Annotated in this window: 25 protein-coding genes; 16 read left to right on the top strand and 9 right to left on the bottom strand. The window is 70.7% G+C overall.

The window, feature by feature from the left end; translation table 11 throughout:
• Nucleotides 1-38: 38 nt before the first annotated feature.
• Nucleotides 39-1,409 carry a glycosyl hydrolase family 18 protein gene (locus tag AB0C25_RS04795; protein WP_357369664.1) on the bottom strand — a complete coding sequence of 457 codons (1,371 nt, stop codon included), beginning with the start codon at nucleotides 1,407-1,409 and terminating at the stop codon, nucleotides 39-41.
• 157 nt (nucleotides 1,410-1,566) lie between these two features.
• On the opposite strand from AB0C25_RS04795, the gene AB0C25_RS04790 reads away from it, so the two are divergent.
• Nucleotides 1,567-2,031: a hypothetical protein gene (locus tag AB0C25_RS04790; protein WP_357369661.1), complete on the top strand. Its 465-nt coding sequence runs from the start codon at nucleotides 1,567-1,569 to the stop codon at nucleotides 2,029-2,031.
• Nucleotides 2,032-2,200: 169 nt separating this feature from the next.
• A complete protein-coding gene (locus AB0C25_RS04785; RefSeq protein WP_357369659.1) occupies nucleotides 2,201-2,683 on the top strand; it encodes a GNAT family N-acetyltransferase in 483 nt (160 codons plus the stop codon).
• Between the two features lie 60 nt (nucleotides 2,684-2,743).
• On the opposite strand, the gene AB0C25_RS04780 is transcribed toward AB0C25_RS04785, so the two are convergent.
• Nucleotides 2,744-4,150 (bottom strand): ricin-type beta-trefoil lectin domain protein, encoded by a 1,407-nt coding sequence (locus tag AB0C25_RS04780; RefSeq protein ID WP_357369657.1) that lies wholly within the window; start codon nucleotides 4,148-4,150, stop codon nucleotides 2,744-2,746.
• Between the two features lie 451 nt (nucleotides 4,151-4,601).
• On the opposite strand from AB0C25_RS04780, the gene AB0C25_RS04775 reads away from it, so the two are divergent.
• Nucleotides 4,602-4,730: a hypothetical protein gene (locus AB0C25_RS04775; protein WP_357255242.1), complete on the top strand. Its 129-nt coding sequence runs from the start codon at nucleotides 4,602-4,604 to the stop codon at nucleotides 4,728-4,730.
• A gap of 37 nt (nucleotides 4,731-4,767) precedes the next feature.
• On the opposite strand, the gene AB0C25_RS04770 is transcribed toward AB0C25_RS04775, so the two are convergent.
• Nucleotides 4,768-5,442 (bottom strand): response regulator transcription factor, encoded by a 675-nt coding sequence (locus tag AB0C25_RS04770; protein ID WP_357369655.1) that lies wholly within the window; start codon nucleotides 5,440-5,442, stop codon nucleotides 4,768-4,770.
• Nucleotides 5,439-6,683 carry an ATP-binding protein gene (locus AB0C25_RS04765; RefSeq protein ID WP_357369653.1) on the bottom strand — a complete coding sequence of 415 codons (1,245 nt, stop codon included), beginning with the start codon at nucleotides 6,681-6,683 and terminating at the stop codon, nucleotides 5,439-5,441. The genes AB0C25_RS04770 and AB0C25_RS04765 overlap by 4 nt, the downstream gene beginning before the upstream one ends.
• Before the next feature lie 136 nt (nucleotides 6,684-6,819).
• On the opposite strand from AB0C25_RS04765, the gene AB0C25_RS04760 reads away from it, so the two are divergent.
• Entirely contained in the window at nucleotides 6,820-8,034 is a 1,215-nt protein-coding gene (locus AB0C25_RS04760; protein ID WP_357369651.1) for a hypothetical protein, read from the top strand.
• Nucleotides 8,031-8,825 (top strand): class I SAM-dependent methyltransferase, encoded by a 795-nt coding sequence (locus tag AB0C25_RS04755; RefSeq protein WP_357369649.1) that lies wholly within the window; start codon nucleotides 8,031-8,033, stop codon nucleotides 8,823-8,825. The genes AB0C25_RS04760 and AB0C25_RS04755 overlap by 4 nt, the downstream gene beginning before the upstream one ends.
• Nucleotides 8,826-8,939: 114 nt before the next feature.
• Here AB0C25_RS04755 and AB0C25_RS04750 read toward each other — a convergent pair whose 3' ends face one another.
• Both AB0C25_RS04750 and AB0C25_RS04745 read right to left on the bottom strand, forming a co-directional pair.
• Entirely contained in the window at nucleotides 8,940-9,470 is a 531-nt protein-coding gene (locus tag AB0C25_RS04750; RefSeq protein WP_357369647.1) for a GNAT family N-acetyltransferase, read from the bottom strand.
• A 92-nt stretch (nucleotides 9,471-9,562) separates the two neighbouring features.
• Complete coding sequence (locus tag AB0C25_RS04745) at nucleotides 9,563-10,870, bottom strand: ricin-type beta-trefoil lectin domain protein (RefSeq protein WP_357370129.1); 1,308 nt, start codon at nucleotides 10,868-10,870, stop codon at nucleotides 9,563-9,565.
• A gap of 308 nt (nucleotides 10,871-11,178) precedes the next feature.
• On the opposite strand from AB0C25_RS04745, the gene AB0C25_RS04740 reads away from it, so the two are divergent.
• The 9 genes from AB0C25_RS04740 (at nucleotide 11,179) to AB0C25_RS04700 (ending at nucleotide 19,955) form a co-directional block, all read left to right on the top strand.
• Complete coding sequence (locus AB0C25_RS04740) at nucleotides 11,179-11,415, top strand: hypothetical protein (RefSeq protein WP_357369645.1); 237 nt, start codon at nucleotides 11,179-11,181, stop codon at nucleotides 11,413-11,415.
• A 169-nt stretch (nucleotides 11,416-11,584) separates the two neighbouring features.
• Nucleotides 11,585-12,415 (top strand): alpha/beta hydrolase, encoded by an 831-nt coding sequence (locus AB0C25_RS04735; RefSeq protein WP_357369643.1) that lies wholly within the window; start codon nucleotides 11,585-11,587, stop codon nucleotides 12,413-12,415.
• On the top strand, nucleotides 12,412-13,671 hold the full coding sequence (locus AB0C25_RS04730) for a SpoIIE family protein phosphatase (protein WP_357369641.1): 1,260 nt from the start codon (nucleotides 12,412-12,414) through the stop codon (nucleotides 13,669-13,671). The genes AB0C25_RS04735 and AB0C25_RS04730 overlap by 4 nt, the downstream gene beginning before the upstream one ends.
• 202 nt (nucleotides 13,672-13,873) lie before the next feature.
• The gene (locus tag AB0C25_RS04725) at nucleotides 13,874-14,539 is read left to right on the top strand and encodes a GntR family transcriptional regulator (RefSeq protein ID WP_357369639.1); all 666 of its coding nucleotides are present in this window, start codon (nucleotides 13,874-13,876) and stop codon (nucleotides 14,537-14,539) included.
• Between the two features lie 81 nt (nucleotides 14,540-14,620).
• On the top strand, nucleotides 14,621-16,423 hold the full coding sequence (gene atzF, locus AB0C25_RS04720) for an allophanate hydrolase (RefSeq protein WP_357369636.1): 1,803 nt from the start codon (nucleotides 14,621-14,623) through the stop codon (nucleotides 16,421-16,423).
• Between the two features lie 39 nt (nucleotides 16,424-16,462).
• Nucleotides 16,463-17,152, top strand: coding sequence for an isochorismatase family cysteine hydrolase (locus tag AB0C25_RS04715; RefSeq protein WP_357369634.1), 690 nt, complete (start codon nucleotides 16,463-16,465; stop codon nucleotides 17,150-17,152).
• A gap of 9 nt (nucleotides 17,153-17,161) precedes the next feature.
• Entirely contained in the window at nucleotides 17,162-17,854 is a 693-nt protein-coding gene (locus tag AB0C25_RS04710) for a cysteine hydrolase (RefSeq protein ID WP_357369632.1), read from the top strand.
• A 12-nt stretch (nucleotides 17,855-17,866) separates the two neighbouring features.
• Complete coding sequence (locus AB0C25_RS04705) at nucleotides 17,867-19,495, top strand: regulator (RefSeq protein WP_357369630.1); 1,629 nt, start codon at nucleotides 17,867-17,869, stop codon at nucleotides 19,493-19,495.
• A gap of 82 nt (nucleotides 19,496-19,577) precedes the next feature.
• The gene (locus tag AB0C25_RS04700) at nucleotides 19,578-19,955 is read left to right on the top strand and encodes an AtzH-like domain-containing protein (RefSeq protein ID WP_357369628.1); all 378 of its coding nucleotides are present in this window, start codon (nucleotides 19,578-19,580) and stop codon (nucleotides 19,953-19,955) included.
• Nucleotides 19,956-19,996: 41 nt separating this feature from the next.
• Here AB0C25_RS04700 and AB0C25_RS04695 read toward each other — a convergent pair whose 3' ends face one another.
• Entirely contained in the window at nucleotides 19,997-21,127 is a 1,131-nt protein-coding gene (locus AB0C25_RS04695; RefSeq protein ID WP_357369626.1) for a PEP/pyruvate-binding domain-containing protein, read from the bottom strand.
• Between the two features lie 88 nt (nucleotides 21,128-21,215).
• Here AB0C25_RS04695 and AB0C25_RS04690 point away from each other — a divergent pair, with 88 nt between their 5' ends.
• Together AB0C25_RS04690 and AB0C25_RS04685 are read left to right on the top strand one after the other, a co-directional pair.
• The gene (locus AB0C25_RS04690; protein ID WP_357369624.1) at nucleotides 21,216-21,860 is read left to right on the top strand and encodes a transcriptional regulator; all 645 of its coding nucleotides are present in this window, start codon (nucleotides 21,216-21,218) and stop codon (nucleotides 21,858-21,860) included.
• A 9-nt stretch (nucleotides 21,861-21,869) separates the two neighbouring features.
• Entirely contained in the window at nucleotides 21,870-22,472 is a 603-nt protein-coding gene (locus AB0C25_RS04685; RefSeq protein ID WP_357369622.1) for a histidine phosphatase family protein, read from the top strand.
• Between the two features lie 96 nt (nucleotides 22,473-22,568).
• On the opposite strand, the gene AB0C25_RS04680 is transcribed toward AB0C25_RS04685, so the two are convergent.
• Together AB0C25_RS04680 and AB0C25_RS04675 are read right to left on the bottom strand one after the other, a co-directional pair.
• Entirely contained in the window at nucleotides 22,569-23,153 is a 585-nt protein-coding gene (locus tag AB0C25_RS04680; protein WP_357370127.1) for a DM13 domain-containing protein, read from the bottom strand.
• Between the two features lie 120 nt (nucleotides 23,154-23,273).
• Nucleotides 23,274-24,116, bottom strand: a complete 843-nt coding sequence (locus AB0C25_RS04675; protein ID WP_357369620.1) for an S-methyl-5'-thioadenosine phosphorylase — start codon at nucleotides 24,114-24,116, stop codon at nucleotides 23,274-23,276.
• Between the last annotated feature and the right edge of the window lie 27 nt (nucleotides 24,117-24,143).

The raw sequence follows: 24,143 nt of genomic DNA, 5'->3' as shown, positions 1-24,143 counted from the left end.
GCACCGGGCTTCGGTTCGCCATCCTGGCACGGGTTGCGTCAGCGGCCCTGCAGGCGCTTCACGTTGTCGCCGAAGGTCCACCCCTTCGACCCGTCCCAGTTCGCCGACCAGGTCATCAGGCCCTTCAGGCCGGGCACGGAGTTCCAGGCCTGCGTGACGAGCGTCGTCGACAGGTGGCCGCCGCCCGCCCCGATCTGCGCGGGCAGGCCCGGGACCTGCTTGTCGTACGGCACGCGGATGGTGGTGCCCTGGATGGTGAGGCCGTTGTTGAGGCACTGCGTCTGCACCGTGAAGCCCTGCACGGTGCCCGCCGGGTACGAGTCGCCGTTGCAGCCGTACATGCTGCCGTTGTAGTACTGCATGTTGAGCCACCAGAGCCGGCCGTTGTCCACGTACTTCTTGATGATCGGCAGGTACGAGCCCCAGATCGAGCCGTAGACCACGCTGCCGCCGGTGACGTAGGCCGTCTCCGGTGCCATGGTGAGGCCGAAGTTCGACGGCATCCGGGCCAGGACGCCGTCGATGATCCGGATCAGGTTCGCCTGCGACGTGGACAGGGTGTTGATGTTGCCGCTGCCGGTCAGGCCGGTCTCGATGTCGATGTCGATGCCGTCGAAGTGGTAGGCCGTCAGGATCGGCACGATCGTCGCGACGAACCGGTCGGCGACCGCGGTGGAACTCAGGTCGATGCCGGCGGCGGCCCCGCCGATCGACATCAGGATGGTGGCGCCGGCGGCCTTGGCCTGGCACATCTCGGCCGGGGTGGCGACCTTGACGCCGGCGTCCATGCCGTTCTCCCAGAGGACCGTGCCGTCCGCGCGGATCACCGGGAACGCTGCGTTGATCACGTTGTAGCCGTGCTGGCTGAGCCGGCTGTCGGTGATCGGGATCCAGCCGAGGCCGGGGTGTACGCCGTTGGAGGCACCGTCCCAGTTCTCCCAGTAGCCCTGCAACACCTTGCCGGTGGGCCGCGACTTGACCGCGCAGGTCCCGCCGGTGGGCGGCGGCGTGGTCGGGGGCGGTGTGGTGGCGGGAGGTGTGGTCGGGGGTGGCGTGGTGGGTGGCGGCGTCGTGGGGGGTGGCGTGGTCGGTGGCGCCGTGGTGGGCGGCGGAGTGCTTCCCGAGCACGCGCCCAGGTCACGCCACAGCGACGGGGTCGCGGCGGGGTTCCAGCCGGCGCCGGGGTGCGCGGTGTGGGCGACAAGTGCCTGGTAGAGCCGGCCGCCGTAGGTGACCTGGGCGCCCGTCTGGAAGGTGGTGCCCTCGGCCCAGGCCGGGGCGGTGCAGGCGACCATCGGCACGACATCCGGCGACGACACGGCCGCCGTGCTGCTGGGGACGAAGGCGACGGCCGCCGTGACGGTCATCGCCGCCCCGGCCACCACTGCGAAAATCCGACGGCTCCTCATGGCTCACTCCCCAGGCTTCGACGACCCGCGACCTCCACATATTGACGTTCGTGACACTTAATATCAAGGGTTGTTTACAGATCCGGGGATGCGGGGGCGCGGCGGCGGGATCGGCGTGGGGCATCTGTTGTCGTATCCCTGTGGTGGAGTGCACCCCATGGGCGTGCTGTACGACTACTTCCGGGCCGAGGACGACGCTGCGGCTGTCAGGTTGGTGGAGGATTTCGAGGGCGGGCCGCTCGCTGCCGGGCACGGCGGCGCGGCCGTGGATGCGGTCGACCTGAAGGGCATCGAGCCGACGGTGATCCTCGGTCAGCTCGTGGGTTTCGTGCGCGAGGTCAACTGGACCGCGAGCCTTGTCGACACCGAGCTGGTGTGGAGCGAGGACGAGCAGGAGGGGCCGTGGCTGATGTCGCTCGATCGGGCCACGCGCGACACCCTCGCCTCCATCGCCACGCCGCAGATGCCGGAGTTGTCCGCGCGGTGGGGGCGGGTCGAGGAGTTGGCGCGGAGCGGTCCGCTTCCCGACGACGAGATGCTCCCGGTCATCGAGGAGGTCACCGCCCTCGCGCAGCGCGCCCGGGACGCGGGCGAGGACCTGTACTGCTGGTGCTCCCTCTAGAGGGGACGCGAATGCCGTTGCGGCGCGTCGTAGGATTTCGACCATGAGTTGCTTCGCCGCTTGGCGTACCCGCCGCTGAGGGTCGGCTTGCCGCCGTTCCGGCCGCCAGCTGACCACCTGATGCCCGCTTTGTCGGCTTTCAGCACCTCAGCTTGAGAGGCACACTCACATGCGTATCCGCTCGTTTCTTCCGCATGACCTGGCCCGGCTCACCGAACTGACAATCGAGACGTTCGGGCCGTTCTACGAGGACTCCTTCCGCCCCCTCGTGGGCGAGGCGGTCTTCGCCAACCAGCACGGCACGTGGCGCGACGACTACGTCGAGCAGGTCGCCGGGCTCCACGACCCCGCCGAGCACCGGTACGTCGCGGTCGCTGAGATCGACGGTGCCATCGCGGGCTACGTGGCCTGGGCAGTAGAACCCGAGCGCCGAAACGCCAGCGTCACGATCCTCGCCGTGTCCGCGCAGCACCGTCGGCTCGGCGCGGGCACCGTGCTGTGCGAGCACGCGTTCGCCGCGATGCGGGACCTCGGTGCCGAGGTCGTCATGATCGGCACGGGCGGGGACGGATTCCATGCCCCCGCCCGAGCCCTGTACGAAGCACTCGGTTGCACTCCGCTGCCGATCGCCGTCTACTACCGGGAACTCTGATCTGATCCGGGCGGGCCCGGTGTGACGCCGAGCCCGCCCGTCTCCGTCCGGCCGCGATCCTTACGCGAGGGCCGCGAGCCGGAACTGCTGGTTGGTTTGTCCGTGGCAGTCGTACAGCTGAATCTGGGCTCCGTTGGCCGTGCTCCAGACGTCCAGGCATCGTCCGGACTGGACGTTGCTGATGGTGCCGTTGGAGTTGACGTTCCACTGTTGGTTGGTCTGGCTGTGGCAGCCGTAGATCTGCACCGCAGCGCCGTTGCCGGAGCCCGCCGCGTCCAGGCACATGTTGCCGTACACCTGGAGTTGTTTGCCTGAGGTGTAGGTCCATGCCTGGTTGGTCTGCTTGTTGCAGCCGTAGAGCTGCACCCGGGTGCCGTTGGTGCGCGAGGCGTTGGGTACGTCGACGCACCGGCCGGACTGCGTTCCGACGATCTCGCTGGCCGAGGTGGGCGGGACGGAAGGCGACGCGGTGGGGGTCGGCGTGTTGGTGGGGCTCGGTGTGTTGGTGGGGGTCGCCGTCGGGCTGGTGGGCGTCGAGGGCAGCAACGGGCAGGTGCTGCGGTAGGTGACCACGCCGCTGGAGTCCAGCAGTGGGCAGAGGAACTGGCTGTACCGGGCGTCGTTGTCGACGAACATCTTGACGAACGGCAGCATGGTGCGGACCATCACCGGGTTCGACCGTCCGACCATGAACCCGTGATCCGCGCCGGCGACCTCCACGTAGACGCTCTCCGTCGTGGCCGGGAGGCTGTTGTACAGGCCGGTGGCGTAGGACGGGGTGACCACCGTGTCCGCCTGCCCAGCGAAGATCATCGTGGGCACCCGGTCGTTGGCCAGGTTCGACGACGGCGAGTACGGCGCGATGCCGACCACTGCCTTCAACGACGGGCGCCGGATAGCCGCGCTCAGTGCGCCACCGCCACCCATGGAGTGACCGGCGACCGCCAACCGGGTGGGGTCGACCCGGTCGCGTACCGGGCTCTGCTGGGTCAGGTAGTCCAGCGCGGCGAGCAACTGGGTGCCTCGGGCCGTGTCGAAGTCGTTACGACTGTTGGTCTCGATGCCGATCACGACGAAGCCGTGGGAGGCCAGCCACGGACCCATCCAGGCCAGTTCGGCGGAGAACAACGCGGTGTAGCCGGGCGAGATCGCGATGGCCCCGAAGGTGCCCTGGCTGGTGTCGGTCGGGTAGTAGATCCTGCCGCCGTTGAAGCCGTACCCGGTCGGGACGCTCACCGACGTGTTGGCGAAGGGCCCGTTAACGGCGGTGACGCTGGTCCGGGTGGGGTCCGGGCCCCGCTGGTACGGGTTGTCGGCGGCCGACGCCGATCCGGTCGTCATCGTCAGGGTGAACATCGCGACTGCGGCGGCGATCCCCGCAGCGGCGAGCTTGAGCAGCCGTCCGCGAAGACGGGAGGACACCCGGATGTCGTCCTCGGGTGGGGGGTGGTTCGCAGGTCCGCGCATTGGTGCCTCCTGGTGGTGGGTGGGTGCCCCGGCGTTGTCCGTCCGTCAGTGCTGCCGCGTCAGCAGACCCGGGCCAGGCGCCCTCGGAGCAGAATTACCGCCGTCGTTCCGGAAGATGTGAGCGTCAATGGTCGGGTGCGCCCGGTGGGACGGGTCCGGGGACATCATGCTGATCCTCCGGTGGTGAGGGCGGAAACCCCGGGTCGTTGGCGTTAACGTTCACACACATCGATGGCTCTCAGGCTGGCACGAAGTTCCAGGATTCTCAACCGGTAGTTTCGGGCCTGTTACGGATCGGGAGGTCGGGGAGCGTGTCGCGCTCGACCGGGGGACACCAGCGAGGCGGTCGCGGCGCCTCGGTCTGCTCCCCGCGTCGGAGTGGGTTGCGCGCCACGCATTCTGGGAAGGGGACAGTCCCGGACGCGTACCTCCTCAGTGGACGGAGACTGCCATGCTGGACAACCTTGCCGTGGTCGGAGGTCCGAAGACGCCGGTCTCCCAACCGGTGCTGATCGGCTTCTTCGTCCTCGTCGTGGTGGCCATCGTCGTCATCCTGTTCCTGCGCTCCCGGAGCAAGTAGCACGCGCGACCGGTCGGCCCGGCACGCCGACAGGGGACTAGCGCTGCTCGCCGCCCGGCATCCGGGTGTGGGCGCGTGTCTCCCACGCCCACTGCGCGATGCCGACGCGATTCCGCACGCCCAGCTTGCGGTGGACGCTGGCCAGGTGGGTCTTGACGGTTCCCGTGGTGATGAACAGTCTGGCGCCGATCTCGGGGTTGGTCAGACCGTCGGCCACCAGGGAGACGACCTCCATCTCGCGGTCGGACAGCGCGGGTTCCGGCTTGCGGGCGGGCGCGATCGTGGTCCGGGAGAGTTCGCGGAGCAGCCGAACCGTCACGGTGGGGCTGATCAACGCGTCGCCGGCCACCGCGGCGCGAACCGCCTCGGTGAGAAGTGCCGGCCCGGAGTGTTTGACGAGGAATCCGCTGGCGCCGTGGCGGAGCGCGGTGTGCACGTAGGCATCGAGATCGTAGGCCGTCACCACCACGACGCGCGCCGCGACGGGAGCGTCTGCCGCGCACAGCCTGCGTGTCAGTTCGAGTCCGTCCATCCCGGGCATGCGGATGTCGGCGATGACGACGTCGGGACGCAGTCGCCGAGTCAGGGTCAGCGCCGTCGCACCGTCGGCGGCCTCGCCGACGACCTCGATGTCCGTGGCGGCCCCCAGGATGGTGCGGAACCCGAAGCGGACGGAGTGCTGATCATCAGCGAGGAGTACGCAGATGGTCATGCTGTCGTCCGCAGCACGTCGGCGGGCAGGTCGACACGTAATTGCCATCCAGCGGGCGACTGCGGCCCGTAGTCGAGCGTGCCGCCGAGCATGTCGACTCGTTCGGCCAGGGCGTTCAGCCCGGTGCCGCTGCGCCGTCGTACCGGATCGCGCCGACTGTGCATCGGTGCGGGGCTCCGCTGGTCGGTGGGAGACGTGTTCGTCACGGCCACGGTGACGCCTTCGAGCCTGCGGTGCAGCCGTACGTCGACGGCGGCCCCGGGGTGGGCATGGCGGCGCACGTTCGTGAGCGCTTCGACAACCACGCGGTAGACGGTCGTGCTCGCCTCGGGCAGCAACGAGGATTCGAGCCCCGGATCGACAGCGACGGTGACGGGTCCGTCCCAGGCGGCCGCGTACCGCCGGATCAGGTTCGGCAACCCGCTGGCATCCGGCAAGGGCGTGCGGACCGCGCCAGCGACATCCTCAAGTTCCCGGAGCAGCCGGATGGTGCGATCCATCGCGTTCAACGCGCGGGTGCCGTCCGCCTCGATGGCCTGGAGTACCTCGGCGACGTCGACACCCTCGTCGAGCAGGATCCGTCCGGCCTGCGCCTGGATCACCATCGCGCTGACGTCATGGGCGACGAAGTCGTGGAGGTCGGTGGCGAGTTGGACGCGTTGCGCCCGGCGAGCCAGCCGGACGGCGCGTACCCGGGCCTCGTCGAGGCGGCGCAGGTACCGACCGGCGGCGATGCCGGCGAACCCGGCCAGCGACCAGAAGACGCAGACGGCGACGCGGTCGCGCCAGCCCAGCTCGGCGGCCCCGGTGATCGGAACGGCCAGCACGCTCTCCGCGAGGATCGCCACGGCGACCGTCAGTGTCGAGATGCGGGACGTGGCCATCCGGCAGACCAGGGCGAGGTAGGCGACCAGGACTGCCGTGGTCAGCAGGGGCCACGGCCCCGCTGGCATGGGAGCGCCGGCGTGGTGCCACAGCGCCACCGCGCCGAGTGACAGCACGGACACCACGACGCTGCTCACGCCGGTCAGGTGCCGGGCGCGCGGCCAGATCGCCGCGTGCCCGGCGAGCGTCGCAAGGGCCAGCACGGCTACGAGGGCGAGCGGTGGGTGGCCGCCCGAACCCCAGACCCCGGCCGGTACGACGACAGCGAGGCAGGCGCCGATCGCCACGCCCGCTCGTGCCGTACGGCTGCGGGACACCCGCCCGTACCGGGCTCCCAGGGCGTTCAGCGAGATCACGAGGTCACCGTAACTGCGTCGCGCTGCCGACCGGTATCTACCGATCGGCAGATGGCGAGGGGTTCCTGAGCGCGGCGATGCTGGCGTCACGATGCCGGTCACGGGCGTGGCTGGCTCACCCACGGGGAGGACAGAGATGCACGCAGCACCGACGGATGACGCCCCGGCGTCAGCACACCATCGATATGTCGCCGGCTGGCCGGAGACCGGCGTCCTGGTCGGGTCCCTCCTGCTGGTCGCTGTCGGGGTCCTGTGGTGGCTGCGACCGAGCAGCTACCCGTTCGGCCCGCAGGACCGGTTCGCGGATCTCTCCCTCATGACCTACGTGCCGTCGGACACGGCTGTCGTGCTCGCCCTGACGGCCGGCGTCGTCGGGCTGGCGCTGGTCGGTCTGCTCCGCAGCGGCCGGGTCGGCGCGGCGGTCCGGGTCGGCGGCATCGTGGTCGCCGCCGTCGCGGCGACGCTGCTCGGCTTCCTGGTACCCGACATCCAGGTGCTCACCATCACCGCGTACCTGATGACGCTGGCGGTGCCTGCCGCGATCACCGCCGCACTGGCCACGCGCCTGTTCAGGTCGGCGAGGCCACGCAGCGGTCGCGCCGCGGGCGCCGGTGGCATCACCGTCGGAGCGGCAGCCTTCGTCGCGCTGCTGCTGTGGTTGGGCTACATCGCCCGCGACGCCGAACCGATCGGCTACCGACCGTTCGTCGTGTTCGGATCCCTGGCCGTCGGCGCCTGTTGGGCCGCGGTGTTGGTCCGCCTCCTGCGGCACCACCGCGGCCACTGCCAGTCCTGTGGACGCCCGGGAGCGGCGTGGACGACACCAGCGGCGGCGTCGTCCTGGGGTCGCGTCCTGACCTGGGCCGCCGCCCTGTGCCCCCTGCCGTACGTGGTGACGAGACTGAGCTGGCTGACACCCTGGCCCATCGGGGAAAGCGCCGAGACCCTCGCCGCACATCCCGGTCTCCGCATCTTCGGACTGGCCCTCGCGGTCGCCGGCGAGGCGGGCACCTGGCTGACTCTCGGCTTGATCCGGCCCCGCGGCGAGGTCTTCCCCCGCTCGCTGCCGTTTGTCGGCGGTCGCCCAGTACCCGTCCACGCGGCGGTCATACCCGGCCTGATCGTGGCCCTCATGATGTGCATCGCCGGCCATTCGCTGGTACAGCAGTCCTTCGGGGCCGGAACCGACCTCTCGGATCATTTCCTGGTCCTGTTGATGCCCTTCCCGCTCTGGGGGCTCCTGCTCGCCGCCGCCACCCTCGCCTACTGGTACCGGCGACGCCCCGAATGCCGCGTGTGCACACCTGTCCCGACTGGCGTCCCACGGGTCCATGGGAGAGTGCATCCGTGACCACGTGGGCTTCCGGCGACTATCCGGCCATGGCGCGGCGGCTGATGCCGGTCGCCGAAACGGTGGTGGCAGCCGCCGCGATACGGCCGGGTGAACAGGTGGTCGACGTGGCCACCGGTACGGGCAACGCGGCGATACTGGCCGCCCGGTGCGGAGCCCGTACCGTCGGGGTGGACCTGGAGCCGGCGCTTGTGGAGCTGGCCTGGCGTCGGTCCGCGGACGACGGCCTGGCGGTCGACTGGCAGGTCGGCGACGCCTGTCGCCTGCCGCTTCCCGACGATGCGGCCGACGTGGTCCTGTCGGTGTTCGGCGTCATGTACGCGAACGACCACGAAGCGGCGGCCCGGGAACTGAGCCGGGTGTGTGCCCCCGCGGGCCGGGTCCTGCTGGCCGCCTGGACACCGGGCAGTCTGCTGCCGGCCATGGGCCAGGTGCTCGGCGGATATCTACCGCCGCCTCCGGCCGGAGGCGCCCCACCGAGCCGATGGGGTGACCGCACGCTCGTCGGCCAGCTCCTGGCAGACGCCGACCTGCGGATCACGTCGACCGTCGTGCACCGGTTGGGCCTGAGCTTCGCCAACGCCGACGCGGCGACCAGCCTGCTCATCGACACCGCCGGTCACGTCGTCACCGAACGGGATCGGCTGGTGGCCCAGGGCCGGTGGGAGGCGTTGCGCGCGGACCTGCGCTCGTTCGTCGGCGACCGTGGGGTGGCCGACGGCGGTCGTCTCCGGTTGGAGGTCGAGTACCTGCTCACGACGGCGGTACCGGCAGCGGCGGTGATGCCGTGACGCGGGCCGGTCTGGACAAGCAGCCGCCAACGGTCGCCGCGCCGCACTGCGCCACCCGCTGTTGAGGACGTGTGCGTCGCATCGCGGGGACAGCTCACGCGTCGGGGGCGCGACTCAGTCGACCCGCATGGCCAGCACCTGCCCCGGCCAGGAGCCAGCTCGGAAGGTGTCGGTGGGGGTGAACCCGTGGCGCTCGTAGAACGCCACCAACTCGCCACCACCGCCCGCCCAGCAGTCCACCCGGAGCAACCGCACGCCGGCTCGGCGAGTCTCCTCCACGGCGTGCGCCAACAGGGCCGCCCCGAGGTGTCGGCCGGCGAACCGTCGGTCGGTCACCAGGAGGCGGACGTACCGCTCAGGTTCTGCCGCGGGCGCGATCGGTGCGCGCGGGCTGGGTCCGGAGTCCAGCACCAGGGTTGCGGCTGGTGTCCCGTCCAGCTCCGCGATGTACGGGAGGTTCTCGGTCAGGTACCGGTCGACCAGGTCGGTCCCGCCGGGTTTCGCGGAGAACGGGGTCGGGCCCCACTGCTCGGTATTGCCCCGATCGTTCATCCACGTCACCGCGGCGTCGAGCATCTTCAGTACGGCGGGTGCGTCGGCCGGGCTGCCGCGTCTGATACGTACGCCGCGGGTGGTGTCCTCCATGGCGAAATGGTAGGCGGGCCGGTAGCCGACGCGACGCGCCGCCCGGGACAAGGACCCGGGCGGCGCGTCTCCGGCGGGGGCCGGATGTGGCACTAGGCGCGCGTGCTCCACTGCTGGTTGGCGCTGCCTTGGCAGGCCCAGAGGTGCAGTTGCGTTCCGTTGGCCGTGCCGGAGTTGACGGCGTCGAGGCAGAGCCCCGACTGGGCTCCGGTGATGGTGCCGTTGGAGTTCAGGTTCCACTGCTGGTTGGGCTGGCCGTTGCAGTCCCAGATGATGACAGCGGTGCCGTTGCTGGTGCCCGCACCGCTGGCGTCCAGACACTTGTTGCCGTAGACGGTCAGGGCGCGGTTGGAGGTGTGGGTCCAGCGCTGGTTGGTGCGGCCGTGACAGTCCCACAGCGCCGGGCGGGCCCCGTTGGTGGTGCTGGAGCCGGGGACGTCGACGCAGCGGCCGGACTGGCTACCCACGATCTGCACGTTCTGCTGACCACCCGGCGGCGGGCTCGACGGCGGGGGAGTGGTGGTGGGCGGTGCGCTGGTGGGCGGCACGGTGGACCCGAACTGGCTGAAGAACCGCCACACCTCCTGCTTGACCCAGCTCCGCGCGCCGCTCTCACAGCCGGCACACCCGTCGACCGGCCCCTGCTGGTGGCCGCCGTCGAAGGCGGCCCAGAGCACCGGGTATCCGGGCTGGCACGAGTACGCGGTGGTGATGTGGGTCAGGCTGCCCGCCCGCGGTTCCGGCGGGGTCTGCGCGGCACAGCCGTTGTTCCGGACGAACCTGTCGCGCAGCGACCGTCCGCTCCCGATGTTGTCGTTGATGCCGTGAATCCCCAGGTACGCCACTGGCTGGGTGCCGCCGCTGCATCCGCTGATCGCCCCGGGGGCGGCGATTGCCGCGACCGCACGGAACACGTTGGGTCGGGAACACGCCAACGAGTAGCTCATCGCGCCGCCGTAGCTGAACCCGACCGAGAAACGTTGGGTGGTGTCGACGCAGAGCGCGTTGTCGATCATGCGGATCATGTCGTCGGTGAAGGTGACGTCCTCACCGTTGGAGTTGCCCCAGCCGCCGTTGAGACCCTGCGGGGCGACGAAGATCGTCGTGTTGTTCGCCTGGGAGAGCATGCCGTAGTAGGCCCACGAAGCTCCGTCGGAGCCGCCGCCCGCGACCTGGCTGGAGGTGCCTCCCAACCAGTGGAACCCGAAGGCCAGCCGGTGGGCATAGGTGTTGTTGTAGTTGTCGGGCAGCCGAAGGATGAAACTGCGGCTCTTTCCGCTGCTCTGGATGGTGTGGGTGCCGCTGTTCAATCCGGGCGCCTTGCCGCAGCCGGCAGTGCTGGCCGCGGATGCGGATGCGCCGGTCATGATGACGTACGCCCCGACGGCGACCAACATCATGGCGGCCATGGCCGCCCCCAACCAGGGGGCGGAGAGTTTACGAAGTGGCACAGTCAAACCTCCTTGGGTATGCATAGCTGACGATGTGCGCGTCCGCCCCGCGTCGCCCACACGCGGCTGCGCGGACGGTCCCGTTGATGATCCGTTTACCGCGCTGAAATAGATTAGCATCATCGTCAGACGTATGACGTCGAAGCGTGACGTGCGGCTGACGAGCAGAGTGGACCATCGGCGACATGGTCGAGGGTGTGCGGAGCGTGCCTCGGGGTAGCGGTAGGGAAGCACACAGGACCCCCGAGGAGGATCCGATGACCGAGCCCAGGTACATGCCGATCGCGATGGCCGCCCCCGAACAGCTCATCGACGACGACGGCGCGGTTACCGACTCCGGCGGCGAGATCGTCGGCGCGGACGACGCGGCTGCCGACGCCGCCCGGACCGGAGCCGACGTGGACCTGTCCCACGCCACCCGCGACGGCGACGGCGTTCCGACAGGTGCCGCGGATGCCGAGGCCGACCGGCACCGCGCCGCCGGCGACGGGTGACCGACGACGCACGCGAGTCGAGATCTGTGGTCGGCGCGAGGTCGGTCGGTGCCGTCGTCCGTGGCGGGCGACGGCACCGCGGGTACGCCCTGCAGGGCCGGCCCCGCATCGTTCGCCGCGCCCGGGGCCACCTCCAGCCAAGGGCAGGTGAGCCCTGCTTGGACCGCGGATGCGGGTGATGGAAGATGGGCAGATGCTTGTGCGGGACCGCAACAACGTGGTGGTGACCGGTCGTGCGGGCGGCCCGACTCTTGTGCTCGCGCACGGCTTCGGTTGCGATCAGCAGATGTGGCGCCACGTGGTCGCTGAAATCGGACAATGGGCCCGACTGGTGTTGTTTGATCACGTCGGATCAGGCAAGGCTGACCCGGTGGCCTGGGACGCCGACCGGTACGCCTCCCTGGACGGCTACGCCGATGACGTACTGAGCATCTGCCAGGACCTCGACCTCCAGCGGCCGATCTTCGTCGGGCACTCGGTGAGTTCGAGCATCGGCGTCCTCGCGGCGAACCGCGAACCGGACCGCTTCTCCGCGCTTGTCCTGGTCACCCCGTCGCCGTGCTACATCGATGACGAAAACTACCGGGGCGGTTTCACTCGCGAGGACATCGACGACCTGCTTGATTCACTCGACAGCAACTACCTCGGCTGGTCGTCGACCATGGCACCCGTGATCATGGGCAATCCCGAGCGGCCGGAGTTGGGCGAAGAGTTGACGGCGAGCTTCTGCCGGACGGATCCCGCGATGGCACAGGTGTTCGCCCGGGCGACGTTCCTGTCTGACAACCGAGCGGATCTCGCGACCGTGCGAGTTCCGACCCTGATCCTGCAATGTGCTCAGGACGCCATCGCACCGCCCGAGGTCGGGGCGTTCGTGCATGCGCAGATTCCCGGAAGTCGACTCGTCACACTGAGTGCGACCGGGCATTGCCCGCAGTTGAGCGCGCCGGAGGCAACGGCCGCAGCGATCACGTCGTTTGTCCGGGCCGCCTACCGATGACCGCCACCGCTGGGCACCACCCGGACGGGCAGGGCCAGGGCGATGATGGGAGTGCCCAGCCGAGTGAGGTCGGGTTTCCTGCCCTGCTTGAAGACAACCTCGAAGACCTGTACGAAAATGCGCCGTGCGGTCACCTGTCCACCCTGCTGGACGGCACCATCGCGAAGATCAACGGGACGTTGCTGGCCTGGCTGGGCTACCGCCGCGAGGAACTCGTCGACCGGCGTCGCTTCAGCGATCTGCTCACCGGCGGCGGCCGGATCTACCACGAGACCCACTTCGCGCCGATGCTTGCCATGCAGGGCGAGATCGCCGGTGTCTCCCTCGAACTTCGCGCCAAGGACGGCGCCCGGATGCCGGTCCTCGTCACGTCAGTCGTCAAGACCGGCAGCGATGGTCAACCCCAACTCATCCGGACGGCCATCTTCGACGCGAGGATGCGCCGCGCCTACGAGCGAGAGCTTCTCCACGCCCGCAAGGCTGCGGAGCGCGAGGACCAACGGCTACGGCATCTCGTCAGTAAGCTACAACGCAGTCTCCTCCCCGCCGTGCTGCAGACCCCGCCCGGACTCGAGAGCGCCGCGTACTACCGGGCCGCCTCCACCGACCATGTCGGTGGCGACTTCTACGACCTGTTTCCGCTCATCGACGGCCGCTGGGGGTTCTTCCTCGGCGACGTCAGCGGCAAAGGCGTCGAAGCCGCCGCCGTCACCGCCCTGGCCCGCTACACGTTGCGTGCCGCAACCGTCTACGACCCCGACCCCGCTGCCGCGCTGCACAACCTCAACACCGTGCTCTGGCAGGAATACCGCGCGGACGCACGCTACTGCACCGTCGTGTTCGGCATCCTCACACCCACGCCGGCCGTCGGCGGTTTCACCGCGATCATCGCCAGCGGCGGGCACCCGGAACCTCTGCTGCTGCGAGCCGACGGCTCGACCCACTACCACCCCACCAAGGGCCGTATCGTGGGGGCCTTCCCGCACTCCCGGTACACCAACACCGCAGTCGTAGCGAACCCTGGCGACACGTTGTTCCTCTACAGCGACGGACTCACCGAGGCTCGTGTCGATGGCGGTGAGACCGCCGACGGCCGTTACGGAGCGGTCGCCCTCGTCCGGTTTGCCCGCAACCTCGCGCCCGCTACCGCCGCTGCCACCGTCGCCGCCGTCACCGATCTGCTCGACACGTTCGGCGACGGGCTCACCGACGACACCGCCGTCCTGGCCATCGGCGCCCCACCCCAACGCCGCTGACCGGCCGAACCCGGAAGCCCGATGATCACCGGCTGCCCTCCACCGATCGGGGCGGCGCGAGGCCGGGCGATGCCGCCGACCCGTTGGAGGCGACGGCACCGGGGAACAGCGTGCCCCGGGCGTCGAGCCTCCACCGCGGGACAGGTCGGACAAGGCGACCAGGCACACCGGTCAGCCCGGGGCGGGTGGCAGACTCATCGGCGTGAACGACGTGGCCGCTTCGTCGGTGGATGGTGAGCTGGAGAGCGTCAGTCTGGTGGACCTCGCCGTCTCCCGGCTGACCCGGGAGATCCTCAGCGGCAAGAGCGACCCGGGCGAACGCCTGGTGGAGGAGCAGCTGACCCGACGGCTGGGGATCAGCCGGGCTCCGTTGCGGGAGGCGCTGCGGTTGCTGGCCCAACAGGGACTGGTCGAGCACGTGCCGCGGCGGGGAGTCCGGGTGGCCACCCTGTCGGATCGCGACGTGCGGGAGCTGTACGAGCTGCGGGACGTGTTGGAACAGTTCGCGGTGCGGGCCGGGATCCCGGTCGGCCGGGAGAGCGACCTGGCCGGGTTGCGGGCGACCCTGGACCAGATGAGGGAGGCGACCCGGTCCGGCGACCGGATGGCGGTCGCCGAGTCGCACCGGGAGTTCCACGTCGCGCTGGTGGCCCTCGCCGGTAACCGCCAACTGTCCGCCGTGTACGGCTCGATCCTGGTGAAGTTGCAGCTCTACATGGCGATCAACCTGCGCCGGGAGGCCGAGCTGGCGCAGCCGCTGGACGGGGTCCACCGGCACGAGCGGCTGTTCGAGGCGGTCGCCGGGGGAGACCCGGAGGAGGTGCTCACCGTGCTTGCGGGGCACGGGGCGCGCTCGTATCTCGGTTAGCCGCGGCGCGGCCCGGGTGCCGTCATGTCGTCGTTACACAGCGCGCTGGTTCCCGTAACAGTTCGGTCGACAATCGACTGTATGCCAGAGCCAGCAAAGTCCATTTCGGAGCTTCGGTCGGCGTACCGCGATGGCGATTTGACCCCGGCGGGCCAGGCCGAGCGCGTCCTGGACGGGCTCACCGGACGCGACGGCGGGCCGGTCTGGATCAGCACCGTCCCGGCCGACCGCCTGCGCGAGCGCGCCGAGTCGCTGACCCGCCACGGTGATCCCGCGCTGCCGCTGCACGGCATCCCGTTCGCGGTCAAGGACAACATCGACGTGGCCGGCATGGTCACCACCGCCGGCTGCCCCGACTTCGGGTACCGGGCCGACGAGGACGCGCCGGTGGTGCGCCGACTGCTCGACGCCGGCGCGATGCTCGTCGGAAAGACCAACCTCGACCAGTTCGCCACCGGCCTGACCGGCGCCCGCTCGCCGTACGGCAGCTGCGAGAGCGTCTTCGGTGGCGGGCTGATCTCCGGCGGCTCCAGCTCCGGCTCCGCGGTCGCGGTCGCCGCCGGCCAGGTCAGCTTCGCCCTGGGTACGGACACCGCCGGCTCCGGTCGGGTGCCGGCGGCGCTGAACGGGATCGTCGGCCTCAAACCCACCAGGGGTCTGCTCAGCGCGGCCGGTGTCGTGCCGGCCTGCCGCTCGCTGGACTGCGTGTCGGTCTTCGCCGCGGATGTCGCCGGCGCCGTCGAGGTGTTGCACGCGGCCCGTGGCATTACGGCGGCCGACCCCTGGGGGCGTCCGCTGCCGGCGGAGCGGGTGGTTGCCCGCATGCCGGGGACGCTACGCCTCGGAGTGCCCCGGGCAGAGGACCTCGAGTTCTTCGGCGACGCCGGGCAGGAGGCCCGGTTCTTCGCGGGAGTGCAACGGCTGCGCACCTTCGTCGGGACCCCTCGGTCCGTGCCGCTCGGCGACTTCTTCGAGGCGGGCGACCTGCTCTACCGAGGACCCTGGGTCGCCGAGCGGCTCGTCGCGCTGGACGGCTTCCTGCGGTCGCATCCCGAGTCGGTGCTCGCGGTCACCCGGACCGTGCTGGAGACCGGGCGGCGCTACGACGCCATCGACGCCTTCCGGGGCCAGCACCGCCTGCGCGAGCTGCGGGCGCAGGTCGACCAGCTCTGGCAGGACATCGACGTGCTGGTCGTACCGACCGTCGGCACCACGTTCACGCTCGACGAGATCGCCGAGGATCCGATCGGGCGCAACGCCATGCTCGGCCGTTACACCCAGTTCGCGAACCTGCTCGACCTGGCCGCGGTGACCGTACCCAACGGGTTCACCAGCACCGGCCGCCCGGCGAGCCTGACCCTGGTCGGCCCGGCGTTCAGCGACACCACCCTGGCGCGACTGGCCGCCACCCTCACCGACGGCGGTCCACCAGCCCGAACGGTCGAGGTCAGCTCCCCACCGGCCCAGCGTCCGGCGGAACTCCTGATCGCCGTGGTGGGCCGGCACCTGACGGGCGAGTCCCGCAACGGTGAGCTGGTCGGGCACGGTGCCGCACTCGTCGACACCGCCCGCACCGCGCCGCTCTACCGGCTCGTCCGGATGGACACGCCCGACGGCGAGGGACTGCCCGGCCTGGTCCGCGTGTCACCCGACGGGCCAGCTGGCCATCCCATCGAGGTCGAGCTGTGGCGACTGCCCGGCTCCGCGGTCGGCGCTCTGCTGGCCGGGGTCCCGGCCCCACTCTCGCTCGGCTGGGTCCGGCTCGACGACGGGCGCGACGTGCTCGGTTTCCTCTGCGAGGCGTACGCCGCCGGCCCGCCGGCCGAGGACATCAGCGCCACCGGAGGGTGGCGGGCCTACCGTCGCGCCGCCACCCGGCGCTAGCGCGGACAGGCAGCAGCGACGACGACAGGAGGCGAGAGGATGGGCAGCATCGGGCCGGTACCGGCCAACCCCTACCCGTGGCCGTACGACGGCGCGGCGGACACCGCGCGAACAGCACTGCTCTGTATCGACTGGCAGACCGACTTCTGCGGGCCGGGCGGCTACGTCGACGCGATGGGTTACGACATCGGCCTCACCCGGGCCGGCCTGCCGGCCACCGCCCGGCTGCTGGAGCACGCCCGATCACTCGGAATGCTTGTCGTCCACACCAGGGAGGGGCACGACCCGCAACTGTCGGACCTGCCGGCGAACAAGCGGTGGCGCTCGGCGCGCATCGGCGCCGAGATCGGCACGCCCGGCCCGGCCGGCCGGATCCTGATCAGGGGTGAGCCGGGCTGGGAGATCGTGCCCGAGGTCGCCCCGATGACCGGCGAGGTGATCATCGACAAGCCCGGCAAGGGCGCCTTCTACGCCACGAACCTCGACCTGGTGCTGCGCACCCGGGGCATCACCCACCTGATCCTCACCGGCATCACCACCGACGTCTGCGTGCACACCACGATGCGCGAGGCGAACGACCGGGGGTACGAGTGCCTGATCCTCTCCGACTGCACCGGCGCCACTGACAAGGCCAACCACGACGCGGCACTGCACATGGTCACCATGCAGGGCGGCGTCTTCGGCTGCGTCACCACGTCCGACGACGTCATCGCCGCCACGGCCCAGTGAGGTGCGCCCATGTTGACCATCCCCGCCGCACGGCCCGGCCCGTACACCTTCGACCTCTCGACCACGGCGCTGCTCGTCATCGACATGCAGCGCGACTTCCTGGAACCCGGTGGGTTCGGTGCGAGCCTGGGCAACGACGTCGGCCAGTTGCGCCGCACCATCCCGCCACTCGCGGCGCTGCTCGCCGACGCCCGCACCGTCGGCCTGACCATCGTGCACACCCGCGAGGGGCACCTGCCCGACCTGTCCGACTGTCCGCCGGCCAAACTCAGCCGCGGAGCGCCCAGCATGCGGATCGGTGACCTCGGACCCAAGGGCCGGATCCTGGTCCGCGGCGAGTACGGCCACGACATCATCGACGAGCTGGCACCGCTGCCTGACGAGCCGGTCATCGACAAGCCCGGCAAGGGCGCCTTCTACGCCACCGAACTGGACGGCCTACTCGCCGAGCGGGGCGTCCGCAGTCTCCTGGTCACCGGGGTCACCACCGAGGTGTGCGTGCACACGACCGTCCGGGAGGCCAACGACCGCGGGTACGAGTGCCTCGTACTCGCCGACTGCGTCGGGTCCTACTTCCCCGAGTTCCAGCGGGTCGGGCTCGACATGATCGCCGCCCAGGGCGGGATCTTCGGGTGGGTCGCCGACTCGGCGCAGGTCCGCGCCGCGCTGCCCACCACCACCGTGTTGCAACCCTCTTCCTGACCGGGAGCAGCCATGGTCTCGACCAAGCCCACCGTCGCCCCGCTCCCGTACTGGGTGCGCGGCGACACCAACGCGTTCTTCGGCTTCGGCGTCAACGTCCTGGTCAACGTGCTCACCCTGACCGGGCTCTGCGTCGCCGTGGTGAACCTTCCCGAGGGGGAGGTGTTCGGCACCATCCTGCCGGCGCTGGGCATCGCCCTGGTCGCCGGAAACATCTACTACACCTACCTGGCCCGCCGGCTGGCGCGACGGGAGAACCGCACCGACGTGACGGCCCTGCCGTACGGGCCGAGCGTGCCGCACATGTTCATCGTCATCTTCGTCATCATGCTGCCGATCTACCTGCGCACCCAGGACCCGGTGCGGGCCTGGGAGGCCGGGCTGGCGTGGGCCTTCATCATCGGCGTGATCGTGCTGATCGGCGCGTTCGTCGGGCCGTACATCCGCCGGTACGCGCCCCGGGCCGCGCTGCTCGGCACCCTCGCGGGCATCTCCATCACGTTCATCTCGATGAATCCGGCCGGGCAGATGTGGCGGATGGCCTGGGTGGCCCTACCGGTCTTCGCGTTGCTGCTGATCGGCCTGCTCACCGACGTGAAGCTGCCGTTCAACTTCCCGATCGGCCTCGCCGCGCTGCTGCTCGGCACCGCGATCGGCTGGGCCGGCGGCGCGATGTCGGTGCCGGACGTCACGGCCGCGGCCCGGGACATCGCGATCGCCGTACCCTCGTTCAAGCTGGACCTGCTCTTCACCGGGCTGGCCGACATGGCGCCGCTGCTGGCGACGGCGATCCCGCTCGGCGTCTACAACTTCACCGAGGGCATGACGAACGTGGAGAGCGCCGCCACCGCGGGGGACAACTACAACCTGCGCAGTGTGCTGCTGGCCGACGGCGCGGGCGCGGTGATCGGGGCCGCGCTCGGCTCGCCCTTCCCGCCGGCCGTCTATGTCGGGCACCCGGGTTGGAAGGCGGCCGGTGGGCGCAGCGGCTACTCGATGGCGACCGGGGTGGTGATCGCCGTGCTGTGCTTCCTCGGCATGTTCGGGCTGCTCGGCGCGATCTTCCCGACGGCGGCAATCGTGCCGATCCTGCTCTACATCGGACTGCTGATCGGCGCACAGGCGTTCCAGGCGACCCCTCGGGCGCACGCCGCCGCGGTGGTTGCCGCGCTGATCCCGAACATCGCGGCCTGGGCGACCGGGCAGATCGACAACGCGTTGGCGGCGGCCGGCACCACCGCCGCGGCGGTCGGCGACGATGCGCTCAACGGCGCGGGTGTGGTCTACGACGGGCTGCTGGTGCTCGGTCAGGGCGCGATCCTCGCCGGCCTGGTACTCGGCGCGGTGGTGGTCTTCATCATCGACAAGCGGTTCGTCCGGGCCGCGATCTTCGCCGGCACCGGCGCTGCGCTGTCGTTCATCGGGCTGATCCACGGCGAGCGCGTCGAATGGAACGCCAACGGCCAGGTGGCACTCGGCTACCTCTTCGTCGCGGTGATCTGCGTGATCTTCGCGCTGGGTCGCCCCACTCCCCGCGAGCCCGACCCGGAGGAGGCCGCACTGGACCGGGAGCACGGTCCGGCTGACCTCGACGCCGATCGGGCCGACGGCGAGCGGCGGACGTCGGCACTGAGCGGCTGAGCCGGCAGGCGCGGTCGGAGGTGTCACGGCCGCCGACCGCGCCGGCCTGTTCCCGACCCACCGGATCGAAGGGACGTACCGCATGGAGATCGACCGGACGGACGTGGTCGCCGAGGTGACGGCGGCCTTCGCCGACTACGAGCGGGCGCTGGCCGACGGCGACGCCGAGGAGATCTGCGGGTACTTCTGGGACTCCGACCAGACCGTGCGTTTCGGCCTCGCCGACCATCAGTACGGGTTGGACGAGCAACGCAAGTGGCGGGCCGCCCAGCCACCACTGCCGGCCGGCCGCCGGCTGGTCGATCCGGTGGTCACCACGTTCGGCCCGGACCTGGCGGTCGTGACGACCCGATTCGGGTACGCCGGCACCGCCGCCGCCGGGCGGCAGACCCAGACCTGGGTACGCCTGCCCGTCGGCTGGCGGATCGTCACCGCACACGTCTCCGTCTCGGCTGGTTAGCGTCGTGGTCGCCGCAGCGTGCTGCCGGGCGCCAATCGCGATCAGGGATCGAGGAGTGCGACCCGGCCGGTGCTCCCGTCCACCCGCACGGGCGCGCCGTCGGGCAGGGCCGTCGTCGCGTCCCGGACCGCGAGGACGGCCGGCAGGCCCAGCTCGCGGGCGACGATCGCGGCGTGCGAGAGGAGGCCGCCGATCTCGGTGACGACCGCGGCGACGATGCCGAACAGTGGGGTCCACGCCGGATCCGTGGTGCGGCACACGAGGACGTCGCCGGGCCGGACCCGAGCGAAATCGGCGGGGCCACGCACGACGCACACCGGCCCGGTGGCGCGGCCGGGGCTGCCGGGCGTACCGGTGTGGGCCTGGCTTGCGTCGCCGCCGGCCGTGGGCGCGGGAGGGAGGGCGCTGGTGACCGGGCGCGACTGGAGGATCCAGATCCGGGAGTCGGCGATCGCCCACTCGACATCCTGCGGGCCGCCCAGCAGATCGGCTGCCCGCCGACCGAGTTGCGCGAGCCGGGTGAGCTCGTCGTCGGTGAGACAGAAGCGCTCCCGGTCGGCCGGTGGCACCTCGCGGGTGCCCGTGCGGTCGACCCGGGTCGTCTTCGTGCCGAGTGACCGACGGGTGATGTCGCCGCCGGACAGCGTCCACGAATCCGGGGTGACGTGGCCGCCGACCACGCTCTCCCCCAACCCCCAGGACGCCTCGATCCGGATGTCGTCGCCGGTGAACATCACCCCGGCGACGTCCGCGTCCACCAGGCGCTGCATCAGCACGGCGATCGACGGCGACGTGTCGTCTCCCTGCCGGCGCCGATATTCCACGGCGCGCTCGGACCACACCGACGACCAGCACCCGCGGACGGCGTCCGCCACCTGGTCGGGGCCGCGCACACCCAGGAACGTGTCGTGCTGCCCCGCCGCGCTGGCGTGGGCGGTGTCCTCGCTCGTCGCCGACGACCGCACGGCGAGGTAGCCGTCCCCGATCCGTGGCAGCGCCTGGGTGATCGCGTCGATCAGCTCGGCGGGGAGGCCGTCGTCGGTGATCCGGTGGGCGGTGGTGGGCACCACGAACCCAGGAGGGACCGGCATACCCGCACGGAGGAGCCGGGCGAGCGCGGCGGCCTTGCCGCCGGACGTAGCCGGTTCGGCGTCGCTCAGGTCGATCAGCAACAGGCCCCCCCTTCAACTGCTGGGCGAGCCTACCCGGACCCGAAGCGCCACGTTGACGTCCGATGCGGGAGTCGGAATGCTGATCACCATGACGCATGCCTCAGCACCGGAACTGTCGGTTCTGCACGCTGTGCGGGTGGCCGGGGTGGCCAACGACGCGGCCGTCTCCCGCCGCACCGGCATCGACCTGGACACGGCCTCCGAGCTGTTGCAGGACTTCGAGGCGTACGGGTGGGTGACTCGCGTCGAGTTCGCCGGCACCGGCGGGTGGACGCTCACCGAGCGCGGCCGCGAGCAGGATTCGCGGAAGCTGGGCGAGGAACTGGACCAGACTGGGGCGCGGACCACCGTCGAGCGGGCCCACAAGGAGTTCGAGACCCTCAACGGGCGACTGGTCCGGGCCTGCACCGACTGGCAGTTGCGGTCGGTCGGGGGTGATCGGCTGACGTCCAACGACCACAGCGACAAGCAGTGGGACGGCCGGGTGCTGGACGAGCTCACCGCGATCGGCGCGGAGTTGACCCGGCTGATCGGCGTACTCGTCAGTGTGCTGGGGCGGTTCGACGGTTACGCCGACCGGTTCGACGCGGCGCTCACGCGTGCTCGCGCGGGCGACGGGCAGTGGGTGACCGGGGTCGGGGTCGCGTCGTGCCACGCCGTGTGGATGGAACTGCACGAGGATCTCCTGTCGACGCTCGGGATCGCTCGTGGCGCCGACCAGGAAGGCCGGTAGGTGTCCGCCGTGGCTGTCCGACATCTCTACCTGGCACGACACGGTGCGGCGGACGCCTTCGGCCAGCTCACCGACGTGGGCCATCGGCAGGCCGACCTGCTCGGTCGACGTCTCGCCGGCCTACCGATCGACGCGGTGTGGCACTCGATGCTGCCGCGTGCCGCCGCGAGCGCGCGGGAGATCGCCAAGCACCTGCCGGACGTGCCGGTCGCCGTGGCGGCCGAACTCGTCGACCACGTGCCGTACGTGCCGAACGCGGACGAGATGCCCCGCTCCTGGGCCGGCTTCTTCGACGGCTACGACGAGGCCGAGGCGGCGGCCGGCACGCGCATCGCGGAGGCCCTGGTGACACGGTTCACCACGGCCCCGGAACGCGACGAGCCGGACTCGCACGAGGTGCTCATCACCCACGCGTACCCGATCGCGTGGCTGGTGCGGCACGCGCTGGCGGCCCCGCCCACCCGGTGGCTCGGCCTGGACAGCGCGAACACGGGTCTCACCGTGCTCGAATACCGGGCCGGCCTGTCGCCCACGCTGGTGATGTTCAACGACCAGAGCCACCTCTCGGGTGAGCTGCGCTGGACGGGGTTCCGCTCGGCGGCACGCCCGTGAGGGGCCTGCCGTCGGCGTGAGCGATCCGCGCGGGGTCGGTGTTCCCGGCGGGCTGTAGAGCTGCCCCATCGGTGGGGCAGGCCGAGTGCGGCCGGATCAGGTGCTCTTGAGATCGGCCGCGCCGAAGGAGACCGAGAACCGTTTGCACCAGATGGAGACGCTCCGGAAGTCACGGGGGTCCACCGAGGCCGGTAGGTCGTACACCTGGTTGCCCTTGTTGCCTTTGAGCTTTGCCAGCTCGACCCATTCGCCGTCATCGAACACGTGCCAGCCGGCCGTGCCCCGGATCACCTGTTGGTCGGTCAGCCACACCCGCAGATCCGGCCCGTTCGACGTCTTCAGGTTGCGAAGGACGAGCTGGTGGCGCCCGTTGGCGAGCCGGTGGATCTCGGCACTGCCGGTCGTCTGGTGCTCGTGGGTGACGAACGTACCGGCGGCCAGGATCTCGTTAGCCGCCGGTGTGGCCTTCGACGCGGGGGCCGGGGTCGCGGGGGCCAGGGTCGTGATGGTCGGGGTCGTGGGGGTCGGGGTCGCGGAGGTCGGCGCGGGGGCGGCCGACGTCGTCCCCGCGCCGGGGAGCGCCTCGTCGACGTAGGTGTCGGTGAACAGCTTCCACGGCTGAAACCAGAAGAGGGCCAGGGCCGTCACGACGACAACTGAGGCGAGAGCGGCCCAGGCCACCGGCGACCGGAAGATCGATTTTCCCACCTCCGCAGCGTACGGCCGCGGCAGCCGTCGAACCGGTCGCAAACCCTTGCGGAACCCTTACGACCGGCCACCGTCGACACCCCGCCCCGGAGGTCAGGGGAGCGTGATGCCGGTGTCCGTGCCGATCAGGGCCTGGGCGCAGGGGCAGTCACCCTGGTCCGGTGGCAACGCCTGGACCGCGTCGCCGAGCAGGACGCGCAGGCGTTCGACGTTTTGCGCGAAGACCGTGAACACCTCCTGTTGGGTGACGCCGTGCCCGACCTCGACGCCCGAGTCGAGGTCGGTCACCAGCGACAGCGCGGTGTAACACAGGGCCAGTTCGCGGGCCAGCACCGCTTCGGGGTGACCGGTCATGCCGACGACCGACCAGCCCTGCTGGCCGTACCACTGTGATTCGGCGCGGGTGGAGAAGCGCGGCCCCTCGATGACGACCATGGTGCCGCCGTCGACAGGCTGCCAATCGGCGTGGCGGGCGGCGTCGAGGACGGTGGCGCGCCCCACCGGACAGTAGGGGTCGGCGAACGGCACGTGGACGACCCCGGGGAGTTGCCCGTCCGCGCGGGGCCGCCCGTCGTAGTAGGTCTGCTCGCGGCCGGCGGTCCGGTCGACCAGTTGGTCCGGCACGACGAGGGTGCCGGCACCCAGATCCGGTCGCAGACCGCCCACGGCCCCCGGCGCGAGCACCTGGCGGACGCCCGCTGCCCGCAGCGCCCACAGGTTGGCCCGGTAGTTGATGCGGTGCGGGGGGAGGCTGTGCCGACGACCGTGGCGGGGCAGGAAAACCACGGGTCGCCCGGCGACGCTCCCGACGGACAGGGAGTCGCTCGGCGGTCCGTGCGGTGTGTCGACCGTGACCTCGTTGACGTCGTCGAGGAACTCGTAGAAACCCGATCCGCCGATCACGCCGATCGGCGGGCGGGCGTTGCCTTCTGACATGTGCACTTCTCCTCGGAGGCGGGTGGG

The organism is Micromonospora sp. NPDC048839 (genome assembly GCF_040649915.1).
Taxonomy (GTDB): Bacteria; Actinomycetota; Actinomycetes; order Mycobacteriales; family Micromonosporaceae; genus Micromonospora.
Note: the sequence above shows the minus strand (reverse complement) of the source record. Positions and strands in the feature narration are given on the sequence as shown.